At 71.3% G+C, this 15,220-nt stretch carries 17 protein-coding genes; 1 reads left to right on the top strand and 16 read right to left on the bottom strand.

Annotation, left to right across the window (positions count from 1 at the left end; all coding sequences use genetic code 11):
• Positions 1-154 precede the first annotated feature (154 nt).
• The 5 genes from OG556_RS40775 to OG556_RS40795 form a co-directional block, all read right to left on the bottom strand.
• A complete protein-coding gene (locus tag OG556_RS40775) occupies positions 155-3,037 on the bottom strand; it encodes an ATP/GTP-binding protein (protein WP_331731686.1) in 2,883 nt (960 codons plus the stop codon).
• Positions 3,038-3,362: 325 nt separating this feature from the next.
• Positions 3,363-3,803 carry a hypothetical protein gene (locus OG556_RS40780; protein ID WP_331731689.1) on the bottom strand — a complete coding sequence of 147 codons (441 nt, stop codon included), beginning with the start codon at positions 3,801-3,803 and terminating at the stop codon, positions 3,363-3,365.
• The gene (locus OG556_RS40785; RefSeq protein ID WP_331731692.1) at positions 3,784-4,026 is read right to left on the bottom strand and encodes a hypothetical protein; all 243 of its coding nucleotides are present in this window, start codon (positions 4,024-4,026) and stop codon (positions 3,784-3,786) included. The genes OG556_RS40780 and OG556_RS40785 overlap by 20 nt, the downstream gene beginning before the upstream one ends.
• Positions 4,027-4,047: 21 nt before the next feature.
• On the bottom strand, positions 4,048-4,962 hold the full coding sequence (locus OG556_RS40790; protein WP_331731694.1) for a replication-relaxation family protein: 915 nt from the start codon (positions 4,960-4,962) through the stop codon (positions 4,048-4,050).
• Between the two features lie 201 nt (positions 4,963-5,163).
• Positions 5,164-6,144 (bottom strand): hypothetical protein, encoded by a 981-nt coding sequence (locus tag OG556_RS40795; protein WP_371523315.1) that lies wholly within the window; start codon positions 6,142-6,144, stop codon positions 5,164-5,166.
• 245 nt (positions 6,145-6,389) lie between these two features.
• Here OG556_RS40795 and OG556_RS40800 point away from each other — a divergent pair, with 245 nt between their 5' ends.
• Complete coding sequence (locus tag OG556_RS40800) at positions 6,390-7,364, top strand: hypothetical protein (RefSeq protein ID WP_331731700.1); 975 nt, start codon at positions 6,390-6,392, stop codon at positions 7,362-7,364.
• 51 nt (positions 7,365-7,415) lie between these two features.
• On the opposite strand, the gene OG556_RS40805 is transcribed toward OG556_RS40800, so the two are convergent.
• From OG556_RS40805 to OG556_RS40855, 11 genes are all read right to left on the bottom strand, one after another.
• A complete protein-coding gene (locus tag OG556_RS40805) occupies positions 7,416-8,831 on the bottom strand; it encodes a hypothetical protein (RefSeq protein WP_331731702.1) in 1,416 nt (471 codons plus the stop codon).
• Positions 8,832-9,053: 222 nt separating this feature from the next.
• Positions 9,054-9,872, bottom strand: a complete 819-nt coding sequence (locus OG556_RS40810; RefSeq protein WP_331731705.1) for a hypothetical protein — start codon at positions 9,870-9,872, stop codon at positions 9,054-9,056.
• An 86-nt stretch (positions 9,873-9,958) separates the two neighbouring features.
• Positions 9,959-10,387 (bottom strand): hypothetical protein, encoded by a 429-nt coding sequence (locus tag OG556_RS40815; protein ID WP_331731708.1) that lies wholly within the window; start codon positions 10,385-10,387, stop codon positions 9,959-9,961.
• Positions 10,384-10,590 (bottom strand): hypothetical protein, encoded by a 207-nt coding sequence (locus OG556_RS40820; protein ID WP_331731711.1) that lies wholly within the window; start codon positions 10,588-10,590, stop codon positions 10,384-10,386. The genes OG556_RS40815 and OG556_RS40820 overlap by 4 nt, the downstream gene beginning before the upstream one ends.
• Positions 10,591-10,745: 155 nt before the next feature.
• Positions 10,746-12,185 (bottom strand): DNA cytosine methyltransferase, encoded by a 1,440-nt coding sequence (locus OG556_RS40825; RefSeq protein ID WP_331731713.1) that lies wholly within the window; start codon positions 12,183-12,185, stop codon positions 10,746-10,748.
• A gap of 135 nt (positions 12,186-12,320) precedes the next feature.
• Complete coding sequence (locus OG556_RS40830; RefSeq protein WP_331731716.1) at positions 12,321-12,824, bottom strand: hypothetical protein; 504 nt, start codon at positions 12,822-12,824, stop codon at positions 12,321-12,323.
• Positions 12,821-13,354, bottom strand: coding sequence for a hypothetical protein (locus OG556_RS40835; protein WP_331731719.1), 534 nt, complete (start codon positions 13,352-13,354; stop codon positions 12,821-12,823). Before OG556_RS40835 ends, OG556_RS40830 begins: the two co-directional genes overlap by 4 nt.
• 104 nt (positions 13,355-13,458) lie before the next feature.
• Entirely contained in the window at positions 13,459-13,848 is a 390-nt protein-coding gene (locus tag OG556_RS40840) for a hypothetical protein (RefSeq protein WP_331731722.1), read from the bottom strand.
• A 106-nt stretch (positions 13,849-13,954) separates the two neighbouring features.
• Entirely contained in the window at positions 13,955-14,413 is a 459-nt protein-coding gene (locus OG556_RS40845) for a hypothetical protein (RefSeq protein ID WP_331731724.1), read from the bottom strand.
• Positions 14,410-14,586, bottom strand: coding sequence for a hypothetical protein (locus tag OG556_RS40850; RefSeq protein ID WP_331731727.1), 177 nt, complete (start codon positions 14,584-14,586; stop codon positions 14,410-14,412). Before OG556_RS40850 ends, OG556_RS40845 begins: the two co-directional genes overlap by 4 nt.
• Positions 14,587-14,935: 349 nt before the next feature.
• Positions 14,936-15,103, bottom strand: a complete 168-nt coding sequence (locus tag OG556_RS40855) for a hypothetical protein (RefSeq protein WP_331731729.1) — start codon at positions 15,101-15,103, stop codon at positions 14,936-14,938.
• Positions 15,104-15,220: the final 117 nt, after the last annotated feature.

Raw genomic sequence — 15,220 nt, forward strand, 5'->3', positions numbered from 1 at the left:
GGCGCAGCTACTCCGCGCTGCTTCCCGGCCTACCGCCTGGAAGCCCTTCGGTGGCCCTGGGTTGTCGCGGAGAACCGTGCCTCCGGCGTGCGCGCCGAGCTACTCACCGCAGGGGAGGACTGTTGAAGTCACCTGTTCAGTCCACCCGCGACAGCTACCGCTTCTTCGGACGGCCAGGCCCCCGCCTCCCGTGCCTAACCACCGCCTGGTGATGGACATCCGTCGCCGTCGGCCGTCCGTTGTCCAGCTGCTGCTGTGCCGCCGTCCCGCCGCCTCCTGGGGAGGAGTCCGATTGCTTGTCGGTCCCGCCCGACGGGTCCGGCTCGGGGCCGTTGAACTCCAGCACGACGGCGTCCTGCGCGTCCGCGATGGCCAGCAGCTCCGGGAGCGTCCTCGACCCCATCTGTTCGTCTGCCTTCTCCACCATCTGCTCCACCAGCTTCGGCCGGTGGTACATCCCGAACAGCTCGGACACCTGCACACCCCGTACCCGCAGCGGCCCCACCCGATTCCCAGCAGCAGTGACCTGCACGTAGTGCGAGAACCGCGGCAGGTCCGCGATCTGCCCGGCGGACACCGCTCCGTGCCACTCCTCCGCCATCGTCCTGGCCGCGGTCATCGACCCGGACGTCGTGCTCACCACGGAGGAGTTCTGCATCAGCGCTTCCTTCGTGGCCGGGCTGATCCGGCCGAGCGACTGCGTCATCACGTGCAGACGGCCGCCGAACTTCCTCAACTGCTCGCTGATCGCCGCGAACGATGGGCCGCCCGCCGGGTCCAAGGCGATCAACTCGTCAGCGAAGGTGTGGAACGACTTCCGCGCCTCCGACGCCAGGTCCCTGCGGGAGAGACCGGCCTGCAGCAGGTTCTGCAGAACCGTGCTAAACAGCAGCCGATCCGACGGCCCCGTACCCTCCAGGCACAGCCACACGATGTGGCCCTCGTCCATCGCCTCCCTGATGTCGTACGTCCCTGCCGGCGAACCCAGGAACGCGCGCGTCACCTCGTTCGACGCGAGGCGGTCGATCGGGTTCAGCACCGGGCCCAGCACTTCGGCCACCTGGTACGCCGCGAACGTCGTGGTCCACCACCGCCGCTGTTCCGGGCTCAGGTGCTTGATCAGGGCGCCCCGCCACGGCTTGTCCGTCAGCAGGGTACGGATCTGCAGCAGGGTCGCCTGCGCGTCCGGCCGGTCGGCGGCCACCGCCCGGGCGTTGTGCATCACCAGCGCCTCGATGGACTTCGCGAAGATTGTCAAAGCGCGCGGCGCCGCCGCGTCCGTCCAGTTCAGCCCCGTCGCGAGGGCGTCGACCGCTGCCGTGGCCAGCCGGTTGGCCTTGCGCCCGGGCTTCATCTCCAGCATGTTCCAGCTCGGCAGCTTCGCCCCCGGCTGGTCCGCACGGGCCAGGTCGACCCGGCGTACCCGGGAAGCGAAGACGGGGTGGGCCAGGTACGGCGAGGCCGTGGTCCAGGAGTCACCGTGCGGATCGACGAACATCGCCCCAGACCCGGCCGCAGCGACCGCAATGGCCCTGGTGAGCGCGGTCTCGGTCTTGCCGTAGTTCGACTTGCCCAGGTTGACGCTGAAGAGGAACTCCTCCTCCTTCGTCGCGATGACCCGGCTGGTGCCGTCGGCGTGGACGAGCCGTCCGTGCGGGACCAGAGCCTCGCCGGCGACGTAGTCGGGCAGCTCCGAGGCGAGGACCGGCAGGGCCGCGTGCATAGTCGGCGGCTTCAACAGCCCGGCGAGCTCGCCGACATGCAGCCAGTTCTGCTCGCGGGGGCCGACCTGCCCGCTGCTCCACCGCCGGTCGAAGGAGTCCCGGCGGTGCCAACTGTTCGCGCCCCACGACCACTTCAGGAACCGGCCGCCGTCCACACCGAGCCGGCTGTCCTGCCCGAAGACGTCGAGACCGGCACTCACCCGCTCCAGCAGCTGCCGGGCACGCCCCTCGCTCTGGGAGGCGCAGCGCACCAGCAACTGGATCCGCACGAGCCCGGTGTTGCCGTGCAGGCGTCCCAGCGCCTCCTCCGGCTCGACCGCCCGCGGCCGGGGCGCCGGCATCCGGGAACCCGCAGAGGACCTCGACGACGGGTCGAGCAGGCTGAGCAGCTGGTAGCGCAGCGAGTCCTCCGCGTCCGCCGCCACGATCGCCGCGTTGCGGGCGTTCCTCCGGGCGGCCTTGCGGCTGTCCTCCTGGGCTTCGTGCATCAGCTTCCACCGGCGAAGCCTCAGCTGCCACAACGGGATCGACTGGACGTCGAGGACGACCTCGGCCAGATCCCCCTGCTCGGCCCGGATATCGCTGACGGCGTCGATCAGCGGCTGGAGCGGATCAGGGGCCATCGGCACCTCGCGCAGCGCGGCGGAGGGGCTCCCCTTGAGGATGAACTCGGCGCGCACCGCGACTAGGCGGCCGTCCTCCTCGTCCTTCTTCTTCTGCTGCTTCTCCAGGGCCACCTTGCCGTTCTTGCCGGCGGCCTTCGCCCTAGCCCGGGCCTCCTTCGCTTCGGCCTTCAGACGCTGCTGCAGCTCCTTGTCCTTCTTGTCCAGCCGGTCCTGCACGGCCTGGGCGGCCACCGGATCGGCGGCCTCCTCGGCCTCGGCGACGGTGACCTCCTGGAAGCGGCTGTCGGTGAGCAGGGTGGCGGCGGCCTTCGGTCCCTCGATCGAGTACTCCAACGGCACGCTGCCGTCCGCCCGCAGCCGTACCCGCACCCGGCGGGCTCCTTGAGGTGCCCACCACGGGCCCTTGCCGGCTGCCCGCATCAGCAGGGCGGTCTGGCGCCAGATGTCCTCGGTGCTCGGGTCGAACCGGCGGCTGGGAGTCAGGATGTAGCGGGTGCGCAGCGCGAGGGCGCGGCGGGTCAGGAACTGGTGGAGCACGCCGGCGGCCACGGCCACGGGGGTGATGAGGAGCAGGAGCGTCCCGGCGTTGTCACCGCACCAGGCGGCCGCGTCGGCCAGCCAGCTCATGGCGCCCCAGGCCGCGCCCAGTACACCCTTCAGCATGCTGCTGTCGATCTGGTCGTTCATCGCATGGGCTCCCCTAGGTCGTCAGCGGTTGCAGTCGACGAAGGAAACCCTGGACTCCTTGACGGACTCCTTGATGATCGAAGCCCGCCCGGTAACGACTGCGCATCGGGTCCGATCAAAGCTCTGACCTGCGAATTTTGCGGGGCATCAAGGAATGGCAGCGATTCCTTGATGCCCCATCAAGGGGGCCTGCGCGGTCCTTCTCGCCTGCGACCACTTCGGACGCCCGACCGCAGGGCCGGCCGCGTCGCCCCGCAGAGACCGCCAGCCCAGGCATCTACCGCTGTCCGTCTCTACAGGGCGCTGGCGCCCGCCTGGACCGCCGTCAGAGCGGCCGGGGCGCCAGGACGGCCCGGACGATCTCCTCCCAGGCCGCCTCGTTGGACGCCGGGGGCGCGGTCCTCCAGGCCAGCGTACGGTCGGCAACCACCTGGCCCACCTCCCGGGCCTGGCCGGCCAGCTTCTCCTCCAGGTGGTCGGCGTCGCCGTCCGCGGCGCCGGTGACGATGACCCGGCCGTGGAGGAAGTAGCTCGCACCGATGTCCATCCCGCGCCAGGCGCTGGCCAGCGCGGTGGCCACCACGTTCGGTGGCAGGCCCTCATTGGCCGCGTTGCCGTGCAGCCACATCAGCGCCCGCCGGTGGTAATAGCCCGGGTCCGGGCTCCCACCGAGACGGGTGGTCAGGACCCGCCGAAGCAGAGCCGGATCGTCGGGCAGCTCGATCTCGTCAACCGGACCGGCCGGGTCAATCTGCAGTGCGAGCATGGCGGTGGCCTCCTGGAGTCGGTCCGGCTTCGCCCGGACGAACGGTAATGGTGGTGAACTCGGCCCGGCGGACCGGCCACGGGAAACCGAAGAGCTGCACGCTGTCAGCCTCGCCCGGGGTCACGTAAACGACGTCGCCGCACTCCCCATGGACGAGGTAGTGCCGGATGCGGCCGTCGGACATCGTCGCGGTGGCGTGGCCGATACTGGTGAACCGCGGCATACAAGCCTCCTTCGGTAGTCGCTACAGGTCGGCCCAGCCGCACCGAGGACGCCCGGCGTCGGCCAGCGGGCTCCAGATCGGCGCCGACGGACCGTGCTCCTCGATGTCCCGGAGCGTCGCCGCCCCGGCCGGGACGTTGCGCAGCAGGTTGACCACCCGGGCGTTGTCCCCGGCGGCCAGCTGCAGGTCCTCGATCCGGTTGCGCATCGTGGTCTCCGAGCCGTTGGTCAGGACGAACAGCAGCCGGGGGAAGAGGGGATAGAAGTCCTGCCAGGCCGGCGGGGCGCCCTGGGCCTCGGTGGTGCCGCGCAGGCGCAGCGGGATCGGGGTGAGCTCGTAGAAGCGGGCGTAGGCGGTGAGCTTCGAGGTCAGCTGCTCGCTCACCTCCGTGCACCGGTCCAGCTCGATGAACGCGCGCAGGTGCACCCGGCCGTCGAACGTGGTGGCGGTGTAGCGCATCACGGCGTCCGGCATCAGGGCGTCCCGCCGGGCCTCGGAGAGCCGGTGGTAGACCTCCGGCACCCAGTCGCGCGGTCCGTACTCGTCGCCGCGGCGCCGGGCGTCCCGGACGAACTCCACGTGGGTCCTGACGACGTCCAGGGTGTGGTCGGCATTGAGGAGGGCCCGGTCCGCGTCGAGCTTCGGCGGCGGACTGCTCATGTTCCTCAGCTCCTTGAACTCGCTCGCGACCTCCCGGCCGGCATCGGTCAGGAACCAGGTCCGCGGTCGGCCGCCTCCGAAGACCGGCTTGGTGACGTAGGCGGTCAGACCCTTGCTGTGCAGGCCGGCCAGGCGCTTGTTGGCCCAGTTCGGGTTGTCGAACGGGCCGAGCAGCTCCCGCAGCTGCTCCGATGTGACCAGGCGGTGCTGGAAGAGCAGGGCCAAGGCCTGCCGGTCGAAGTTGTGTCCGTTGTGGCTGTCGGTGGTGGCGATCACGCCGGGCCCCTTCTCGAATCTCAGGCGGGTGTGCGGTCGGCACAGACAACCCCGGACTCCTTGACGCACCCCTTGATGGCGGGCACGGTCGTGGGGCTCGATTCGATAACGTCGCACGTCAAGGCGTGGGCGGCGATATCTTGATGCCCTGTCGGCGACGGCGGATTCCTTGATGCCCGGCCTTGACGGGGCATCAAGGAATCACTTGTCCGATCCGGCCTTGGCCTCGTGGAGCAGCTGGCGGCCCCGCTCGGCGCTGACGCCGAGAGCGGCGCCGGCCTCGGCCGGGGTGAGCGCGGGGTTCTCGGCGAGCAGCTCCCTCAGCTTGGCCCGGCGCTCGTCGGCCTGGGCGAGCAGCGGCTGGGTGCGGCGCCGCGGGGCGCGGTCCGCCGATCCGGCCGGACGCCCGCCGGCCTTGGCCTCGCCCTGGAGGAAACGGTCGTTCTGGTCCCAGTTCGTGATGGTCGAGCGCTTCCAGTGCTTCACGCCGTGGACCACCTTGTCGGCCTCCGGGATGGAGGTGAGCCGTGCGCTCTTCCGGTTGGTGGAGGTGGCGTAGGTCCTCCAGGTCGAGATGGTGGGCCGGCGGTCCTCCGGAATCAGGAGGTAGGCCTCCTCCAGGTCGAACAGGTCGTCCTCGTCCTCGCGCGCCAGGGCGGCGACGACCCAGCGGCCGCCGGTGAACTCCAGGCGCAGCTGGGCGTTCAACGGCCAGGAGCCCTTCTCGTTGTGCCCTGCCAGCTTCACGTTCACGTCGACGACCGCGTCTTCCGCGGCCTCGGGCATCTCGTCGGCGGCGTACACGCTGAACACCTCGACCCGGTCGAAGGCCGTGTCCGCGGCCGGCGCGATCCGGGCGCCGTCGGCCACCGGGGCCGAGCTGCTCGTGCCGGTGAAGTAGCCAGCGAGGAAGTCGCGCAGCAGCTCCAGCACCGACGCGTCCTCGACCGCGAGGTTGAACACCTCGTCCGGGTTCGCCGGCGTGATCAGCGGGGTCCTCCGCTCGTCGACTGCCGCGATCAGCTGCTCGTCATCCCAGAAGCGGGTCTTGGCGCCGGGCCGGCTGATCGGCTGGGCGCGGAGCTTCTCCCAGCGGCGGGTGTTGGTGAAGGTGCCCGGGCTGATGCCCAGGAGGCCGGCGGCCCGGGCGGTGTCGGCTGTGGTGCGGTTGGCGGGGATCATGTCGGAGTCCTTGGTGAAGTAGCGGGTGGGCCGGCCCGATCGGGTGGCAACAAGACAACGGTATCGCACTAAAAACATGATCGGTACCTGTTGTGCGGCCAATCACCGGATCCCGGACGCCGCCCGAGAGTGAACCGGCCTCTCCCAGATGCCGTCAGCAGGCCGCTGACCAGCGAAAACCACATGTCCGCGCAACCTGCCATGCTCGTCCCGACATTGCCCTCGAAAGGGACGGACGAACCATCATGCGCAAGCAGGACCTCCACGACGGCCTCGTCCGGCGGTACAACGCGATCGCGGCGGCCCGGAGCCAGAATATCGACAGCGAGATGCGCTACGCCGCCGACTGGATCCGCAAGCAGCCGGCCCTGATGGGCCTGCTCCAGGAAGCCCGCCGGACCGAGGAGCCGCCGCAGGTCGAGGACTGGCTCACCGAGTGCCGCAAGGAGTTCGGGATCGTCTGGCGGACCAGCACGGAGGAGGGCCGGGCCGCCCTCGTCTGGGACTTCCTCACCACTGCCCCCCCAGGCCAGGCGGAGAGCGTGGCCCTGAACGTCTTCATGAGGTCTGGCGAGAAGCGCATCGACACGATGGTCAATCAGCTGGCCACCGAGGTCTTCACCCCGCTCTTCGAGTGGCTCCTCGAACGGGTCCAGCGAACCTGCAGCGTGATCCACACCCTGCGCCGGTACGTGCACCGCGTCGAGACCTACGACCGCGACGCCCTCCACGCGCTCTTCCTGGAGCGGACCGCCACCGGAGAGGAGCTCTACAACGACGACCTGCAAAAACGCCTGTTCGACGACGGCGACTACGTCACCTACGCCAAGGTCAGGTCCGCCTCCGGGGAGCCCGACCTGATCGGTGACCTCGACTCCTGGGACCCGATCATCCTCGACGGCAAGCTGTACAAGGCGGGGAAGCTCAAGTACGTCGCCAACGGGGTGCGCCAGGTCTACGAGTACGCCGTCGACCACGGCCAGCACACCGGCTACCTGGTGGTCTTCAACCTCACCGACCACATCGTGAAGATCGACGGCGACGGGCCTGCCGGGACGTGGCCGCCCTACTTCGAGATCGCCGGCGTGTGGGTCTACGTCGTGGTGGTGCGCGCCCTCCCGCCGGAGACGACGGCCAGCAAGAGGGGAATCGCGAAGGTGGTGACCCTGACCCGCGACCTGGTGGAGCAGGCGGTGGCCGGAGACCTGGACGAGAGCTGACGAACGGTGTCGGGCCGGACGGCTGCTCCAGCCATCCGGCCCGACACCGGTTCAGGCGACCGGGAGCAGTGCCGCATTCGGTGCCGGTGCCGGTGCCGCGGTGGCCCGTGCCGACCGCCATGCTGTCTCGAAGCCGTCGCGCGCCTTCGTGGGCACGTTGGCCGGGGCGATGACGAACTGCTGCTCGATCGCGGGGAAGTGCTCACCCCGCGGAATGGTGACCACCCGGTCGAAGCCGAAGGCGTAGCCGTCGACGACGCTCGCGGTGTGCGCCAGCTCCCGGCCTGGGGCGGAGGCGAAGCGGTCGAGCGAGGCCTTCACCAGACGGCGGGGAAGCACCCCGACCCGGCGGACCGAGCGCGACGCCGCGCCCTTGCGCTGCGGGTCGTAGCAGTCGGGAACCCGCTGGGTGCACGACTGCTTGGGCAGGCCCCGGCACGCCTTGCACCGTGGGCGCGGCCCGTCGTGCTGCTGCTCGTAGGCGAGGCAGGCCGCGCAGCGAGGCCCGTGCCAACTCCGGCACCAGGCGGAGCGGCCCGGGGCGAGCACGCGCCGCACCTCGTAGACGCTCCACGGGTCGGCGTCCAGGCGGGCGGCCAGGAGGTCGAGCGCCCGGGTGTTGCCGGCCAAGTAGAGCTGGTGGCGCAGCGAGGAGTTGGCGTAGAGCGTGAACAGCGGGTTCAGGGCCTGGGCGGTGTACTCCAGCACCGCGGCTTCCACGATTTGCTCGGGGAAGCGTGCGGCGCGGGCCATGTGGTCGGGCAGCGATCCGGAAGATGTTGGGTATGGACAGGCCCAGCAGTAGCTCTTTGGCCATGTCACGCCGAAGCGTTCCCGCAGGTAGGACAGCAGTTTTGGCCGGTCCCAGCCCCAGTTGATCAACGGGTACCAGGGGTTGCGGCCGGTCTTGCCGTACGACGTGTCGACGCGGGCCCGGCCGGTCTCGCCGGCCTCGAAGCCGATGATGTGGCGGTAGCTGCCGGTGAGGTACAGCTCGAACCACAGGTCCAGCGGCTCTCCCTTGCTGTGCACGGAGCAGAGCCTGGCGCCCCCGTACATCGGGATGGTGCCGGCCAGCTGCAGGTCGAGCAGCAGGCTCCACTCCCCGCTGGTGCGGATCGTGGTCGGGGTCCGGGTGTCGGTCAGGATCTCGATGCCGTCCTTGGCGATCGAGTGGCCGCCGCGGGCGATCTGGACCAGCCGGACGCGCTTGGCGCGCAGCCGCGGGAGGATGTGCCGCTCGGCCAGCTCGACGCTGTCGGGCCACTCCATTCCCGTGACGGCGTTGATCACGATCAGGTCCGAGAGGTCGGGTCGGAGTCCGAAGGCCGCCGGGTCCTCCAGCATGCGGACCAGGATCGCGGTGGAATCCGCGCCGAGCCCCCAGCACAGGACGGTCTGGTCGCAGGGGGCGGGTTCCGGGAAGGTGTTCTCGGGGGCGAACAGCGTGAGCTGACTGGTGGGCATCGGGGCTCCGCATGGTGAGAGGACTCCTGGCGGCGGTTGCCGCCGAGGTGTCCGGCCGGTTCGAAGGGTGAGGCCCGGGGCCAACCGGACCAACTAGAGAAATATATCAGAACAAAAGCATGATTGGTATGGGATTTGCTCCCTGACCTGCATTGATTCCCCATGCTCCGCCCATGTGGCGGGTACAGTTCGGCGACACCGGCCGGCTGCCGCTTCGGGTGTTCACCGCAGGGCGGCCAGCGCGAGCAGGGCGAGGTCGGTGCCGCAGCGCAGGCGCAGGTCGACCCGTGCGCAGTCGCCGCCACCCAGGCCGGGGGTGAGCGTGATCTCCACGTGCGGCGCGTCCGGCAGGCCGGTGCGGGAGGTGAGCCGGGTCGTGCCCGCGGCCCGGCTGTTGGTCGGGAGCAACGGCCACGCCGCAGCCAGACGCCGGGCGGCTGCCCCGCAGACTCCGGCGGCCGGGTTGCCGGCGGCCCGGCCGTCCAGGGCCAGGCGCAGCAGGCGCTCGGCGAAGGGCAGCCGGAGGCGCTCGGCCCGGACGACGACGGCGTGGTCGCCGGAGGGGGCCGCGGTGATCCGGGTGCCGTCCAGGTCCCAGCTGACCTTGAAGCCGCCGGTCTCGGTGTCGGCGACGGTGCGTCGCTCGGGGGCGAGGGGGCTGGAGCACAGCTCGTACCGGAGCTCGCCCCGGCGGGCGAAGCCGTCGGCGCCCGGTCCAGCAGCGAGGGCTGCCCGGTCGGCGGCGGGCAGGTGGTGACGGGCTGCGGCTGCGGCGAGATGGCGCGGGTGGACGCGGCGGCCGGGGACGGCGGCGGCTTCGAGTGGGGCGCGGCCGGCGGGCCAGGCCGCCATCTTGACCGTGCCGCAGGGGCTGGTGGTGAGCAGCAGGGTGCGGGTGCCGTCGGTCAGCCCGGCCGCGGCCAGGCCGTCCAGCTCGGCGCCCGGCGCCCGGTGCCAGGACCTGCCCGGTCGGGCAGGCAGGTGGGCGGCGGTGGCGGCGGCGAGCTCCTCTGCGGCGCGGAACGTAGTTGTCATGCGCATGACTTATGTCTCCTCGGTGGATTCTCGGTTCGAAGGGGGCCGTGCCGACGGGGCCAGCCGTCGGCACGGCGTGGGTGCGGTGCTGCTCAGAACAGGGTGTCAGGGCCGGCGGGCGGCTCGGGGAGCAACAGCGCGGCCAGGGGGGCGAGCCGCTCCCGGGCCAGTGCCTCGCGTTCGCTCGTCTCGCCGGCGGTGGCGGGCCGGATGCGGACGCTGTCGACGTCCGGGGCGTCCTGGGCGGTGTAGCCGGACTCCTCCAGCACCCCGGTCATCGCGGCCAGGGTGCTGACGTAGTTGTCGGTGAGGCACCACAGCACGACGCTGTCGTGCGGGAGCTCCTCGGTGGCGGGCTCTTCGCGCAGTGCGAAGTCGCCTTCGTCGTCCGGGCCGCAGTCCTCGGGCGCCGGTGCCGGCCTCCACCCCTTGGAGGCCAGGACAGCGGCGACCGCCCGCTCTGTGGCCGGGGGTGGGCCAGGCGCCGCCCTTCGCCGGGTGGAGGCCCGGCGCCGCGTCACCGGTCCTCCGGCACGTCGTCGGTCTCGTCGTCCTCGGGGACGTCGGCCAGGGGAATCCCGATCTCGGGGGACCGCTTGCCGACGATGCCGACGGCGGCACCGTTGTTGGGGTGCACCTCAGCGGCCTGCATTCCGGAGGGGTGGGGGTGGGGCCGGGCGACGGCGACGGTCGGGCCGGCCGCCGCGGGGGCTTCCATGGGCATGACGGAGCTCCGTTCTGTGGGGCTGGGGCGAGGGCGGCGGTGCGTGCCGCCCCGGTGGGGCTGGGTGTCGGTCGGAGGGGTCGGCACCGCAGGCCGGGCGGGCCCGGGGGCGAAGGGCTGGTTGCAGCCTTCACCCCCGGCCGGGGCGGTGCGGGTCAGGCCGCGAGCGCGAGGTCGCGATGGAGCGTCTCGCCGGTGATGGCTTCGACCAGGGCCGAGATGATGAGCTCGGCGACGGGCGGGGTGACCGCGTTGCCGTACTGGCGGACCTGATCCTTGGCGGTGCCCAGCACGATGTAGTCGTGGCCGAACGCCATGGCGCGGCCGATCTCGCGGGGTGTCAGCATCCGGAACAGGACCTCGTCGAGGTCGATCTCGCGGCCGTCCAGGAGCTGGTGGGTGATCAGCGACCACCGGTCCTTGGTGGTGATGGTGCCCACCGGGTCGGTGACGGGCCGGGCCCGGCCGTTGGTGTAGTACGGCACCAGCAGGCGCTGGATCTGAGCGTTCGGTGCGGTGACCAGGCCGTGGTGGTTGCCGCTCGCGGTCACCGTGGTCAGCGGTACCGTCACCGGCCGGAAGCGCCCCTTGTCGCCACCGCCGCGCAGCGGGACGATGAACGGCTCCCAGGCCTGGGCCTGCCCGCCGGAGACGGAGCGGGCCGCGGTCAGCAGGTCCTCCGGTTCCGCCTCCTGGATCCGGGGGCGGTACTTCTCCAGGCCGGCGAGGATTCGCGCGACGGTGTTGGCGGCCAGCGGCTCGTCCCGGTCGGCCAGGGGCGTGCCGAGAATGCTCCAGTCGATGATGCTGTCGGCGCCCGGAACCTCGGGCTCCACGATCCGGTGGCGGCACGTGCTGCTCGGGCAGCGGTAGTAGTACTGGCCGTTGCGGCCGTAGACGCCCATGTCGTCGCCGGGCCTCTTGAACACCTGCAGCGCGTCCACGGTGCGCTCGCAGGTCGGGCAGTACGCCCGCGGGCGCAGCCACTTGTCCCAGTCGGGGGTGCGGCCCAGGGACTTGTGCCAGTAGGCCAGGTAGGCGCGGTTGCGGGACTGCGGTGCGGCCTCGCAGCGCACCGGGCGGGCGTGCGCGGAGTTGTAGGCGATCAGCTTGGTCCAGCAGTTCTCGGCCTCGATCTCCTTGCGCCAGCGGTTCCACTCGTCCCACTTGCGGACCTGGGGCACGTTCTCGACCAAGCCGGCCAGGACCGGGGTGCCGCGCAGGTTCATGGCGCGCAGGTAGCGGGGGACCTCTTCCATCAGCATCCGGGCCCGCTGGGTCTTGGGGTCGGGCTTGTTCGAGCCGAACAGCACGCCCTGGGTGCTCTTGTCGAAGTCTCGGCGCTTGCCGCGGGCGTCGGTCCACGGGGGGCAGACCGGGGCGGCGCAGAAGATGTCGGCGGAGGGGAACTTGGTGATGTCGGCTTCGGCGATGTCCTCGGTGTAGTGCTCCACGTGCGGGAAGTTCGCGGAGTGGGTGGCGACCGCCTGCGGGTCGTGGTTGGCGGCGAAGATCAGCTCGGTTCCGGGGACGGCGTCGGCGCCCTGGCTCATTCCTCCGGCGCCGGCGAACTCGTCGAGCACGGTCAGTGTCATGGGTGACTCCTTGTCGGACGGTTCGAAGGGGCGTCGGCCGGACGGTGGGGTGCCACCCCCACCGCCTGCCAACAAGAGAACTCTATCATGCTCCATGCCCGAATGGAAGCGGGTTTGCCACCTCGGGGCCGCCGATCAGCGGCCCCACGCCGCCCGCCGGCGCGCTTCGTACGAGAGGTGCAGGTCGATGCCTTCCCGCTCCGTCCGGCCGAACGCGCGGTACTCCACGTCGGCCTCCCGTAGCTTCCGGGCCGCCTCGGCGCTCCCCTGCCTGGCCTGCATCACCCGCCCGTAGGCGTGGCCGGCCTGGACGGCCAGTGCCGCCTCCCGCAGACGCGTCAGGTCGTCCTCCAGCTCGGGGTCGGCGAGCGCCGCCGCGACCAGCGGCGGCAGCACCTGGAGCGCCTTGCGGGCCGAGGCGCTGTCCGCCCGGGCGGCATCGCGACTCCGGGCCCACGCCAGGGACCAGGCGTAGTCCGTCGGCCATCGCTCGTGCGAGAACTCCAGCACCAGCGGGATGCGGTACTCCACGTGGACCGTCGACCAAGCGGTGATCCGGTCCAACTGCTCGGCAGCCGGCGGCACCGAGATGACCGCCTGTGCGCCGCGCCAGGGCAGTTCCCTGGAGAGGGTGTTCACGACGTGCCCCCGGGTGTCCGGCCGGACACCCGGGGGCGCTGCGGCGGCGGGGGGAGCGTCACGGTGTACCGGCCCGGGTGGCCGGCGGCCGCGGCGATGTTCCACGGCCTGTCGGCGGCGGCCGTTGCCGTACTGGCGGCGGCGAAACTGGCTGCCCACGACTCCGGCCCGCCTCCGTCGCGGCCGGCCAGCTCGACGGCGGCGTACAGCGCCTGGAGGGCGTCCGCGAGCGCCCTCCCGTCCTCCGGCCACAGGTAGCGGAGCTGGGTCGGGGCGACCAGCACCGTGCTGCGGGAGCGGAGCTCGGCGAAGTCGGGCCTCGGCCCGAACCGGCCGCCGTCCCGCAGGACGACGTCGACCTGGCGGGCGTCGCGCCAGGCGGAGCGCACCACGTACGCGGCGTCGAACGCCAGGGCGTCGGCGAGGTCGGCCCGGGTGGCGGGGCCGGGGTGCAGTTCATGGAGTCGGCGCCGGGCGTCGAGGTGGCGGGCCGGCTCGTCGTACGGGTCGGGCAGTGATGCGGTGGTCATGGCGCAGTACTTCCTCTCGGCGGGGTTGGCGGGGCGCGGGGCGGCGGCGTGGGTCGCCGCCCCGTGAGGGGGCCCGGGCGATCCGCCCGGGCCCCGGCGGGCCGTCAGAGGATGTCGTACGAGGTCTCGTGAACACCGTGGATCATGAACGAGGTCGCCCCGGCCGGGACCTCGTAGCGCGTCTGCTTCGTAGCGGCCAGCTTCCGGGTGGACTCGGCGTCGTGCTCGACGTCCACGCGGCTCACGCGGACGTTGACCACCATGCCGGTCAGGCCCTTGAGGTAGAGCGGGCGGATCCGGTCGAACTTCACCCGGTCCCCGGGGCGGGTGATCTTCACCAGGTACGACGTGGCCGTGGCGGAGGCCACCGCGTCGGCGGGGGCGGGGCGCAGCGCGAGGCGCCGGGAGCGGAGCGCCGCCGCGATGAGCTCCACCTGCTCGGCGGGGGCGGTGGTGATGAAGGCGCGGGTGGCCTCGAAGGTCTGCTCGGACATGGTCAGTGCTCCTGTGGAGGTTGTAGCGGTTCGAAGGGTTCGGGCGGTGCCATCCACCCAACAGGAGAATTATATCAGCTCTCGATCACGCATGCAAGCGTGTTGATCAGGTGAAGCGCACCTTGCCGGTGGCCTCGTCCAGCTCCAGGGCGCCGAACTGCTCCGGGTGTCGGCGGGCGTGGTCGTTCATGCGGTCCCGCAGGTCCGGGGGGATGGCCTTGAAGGTCCGGAAGTCGAGACCGGGCATGCCGTCGGGCCCGCGGTGGGCCATCCACCAGGCGCTGCCGACGTCCACGGGGTCGAGGTCGAAGGCGGCGAGCTCGGGGTGGGCGTCGACGAACCGGGCGGCGGCGGCGAGCAGCCGGCGCCCCTGCTCGGCTGGGAGGCTCTCCAGGGCGAGGTCGAGGACTTCGACCTCCTCCCACTCCCGGCCCTCGGTGGTGTCCAGGTCGCCGGGGGTGGGTCGTGCCTCCCACCACACGGCCTCCCTCAGGGTGCCGGAGCAGAAGGCGGCAAGGTACTCGGTGTCGCGGCTGGCGGGGCCGATGGCGTCGGTGGTGTTCACGGTGCTCCCGTTTCGGGTCGGTGGGTGTTGCGGGTGGTCTTGGCCGCTTCCGGTGCGGCCTCGATCCCCTGGCCGATCTTGCTCTCGGTCACGCCGGTGTGGCGCAGGTAGGCGAACAGGGTGTCCGCCAAGTCCTCGTACACGCCGTCGGCGTGGCGGTCGCACAGGCGCATCCTCTGGGTGCGGCGTTCCTCGAACGTGACGGTGGGCAGCCTGACCGCGAGCGCGCCGCGAGCGCCCCGCCAGCGGTGTAGGCGTAGGAGTCGCAGGTGATCGGTTTCGCTTCCATGGTGCCCTTCGGGGTGGGTTGGTCCGGCGGGGTGGGGTGGCCGGGTGGTGCCGCTTCCCTGGCCAACAAGAGAACTATATCATGTCATGAGCATGCATGGGGGCGTTTTCCGCCCCCTTGCGTCATTCGGCCAGGGTGAGCTGCTTGGGAGTGTGCAGCGCTGGCCCGATGGCCGGTCGGAGTGCGGGGGCCGGTGCGGGCGGTACCGCACCGGCCGGGAGGAGCGATCGTGGTCAGTCCTGCTCGGGCGCGTGTCGCTTCGTCTGGCGGAGGCGGGCGCTGGTGAACGGCGCCTCGGGGAGCGGCACCCGGTTGCCGGTCAGCCGGTCCACGGTCGTCCAGGTGCCGTCTGCACTGCGGTCGGCGTAGGAGTTGGTGAGGTTGCTGCGGGCCGTCCACACCGCGACGGACCCTGGGGCGCCGAGGTCGTCCAGGAACTGCTTGGCCTCGCGGAAGGTGGTGGACTTCTACTCTCGGCCAGCGAATCGCCCGCCGTCTCGGAACACGCTCTCGGTGGC

The sequence above is a fragment of the Kitasatospora sp. NBC_01300 genome (assembly GCF_041435235.1).
Classification (GTDB): Bacteria; Actinomycetota; Actinomycetes; order Streptomycetales; family Streptomycetaceae; genus Kitasatospora.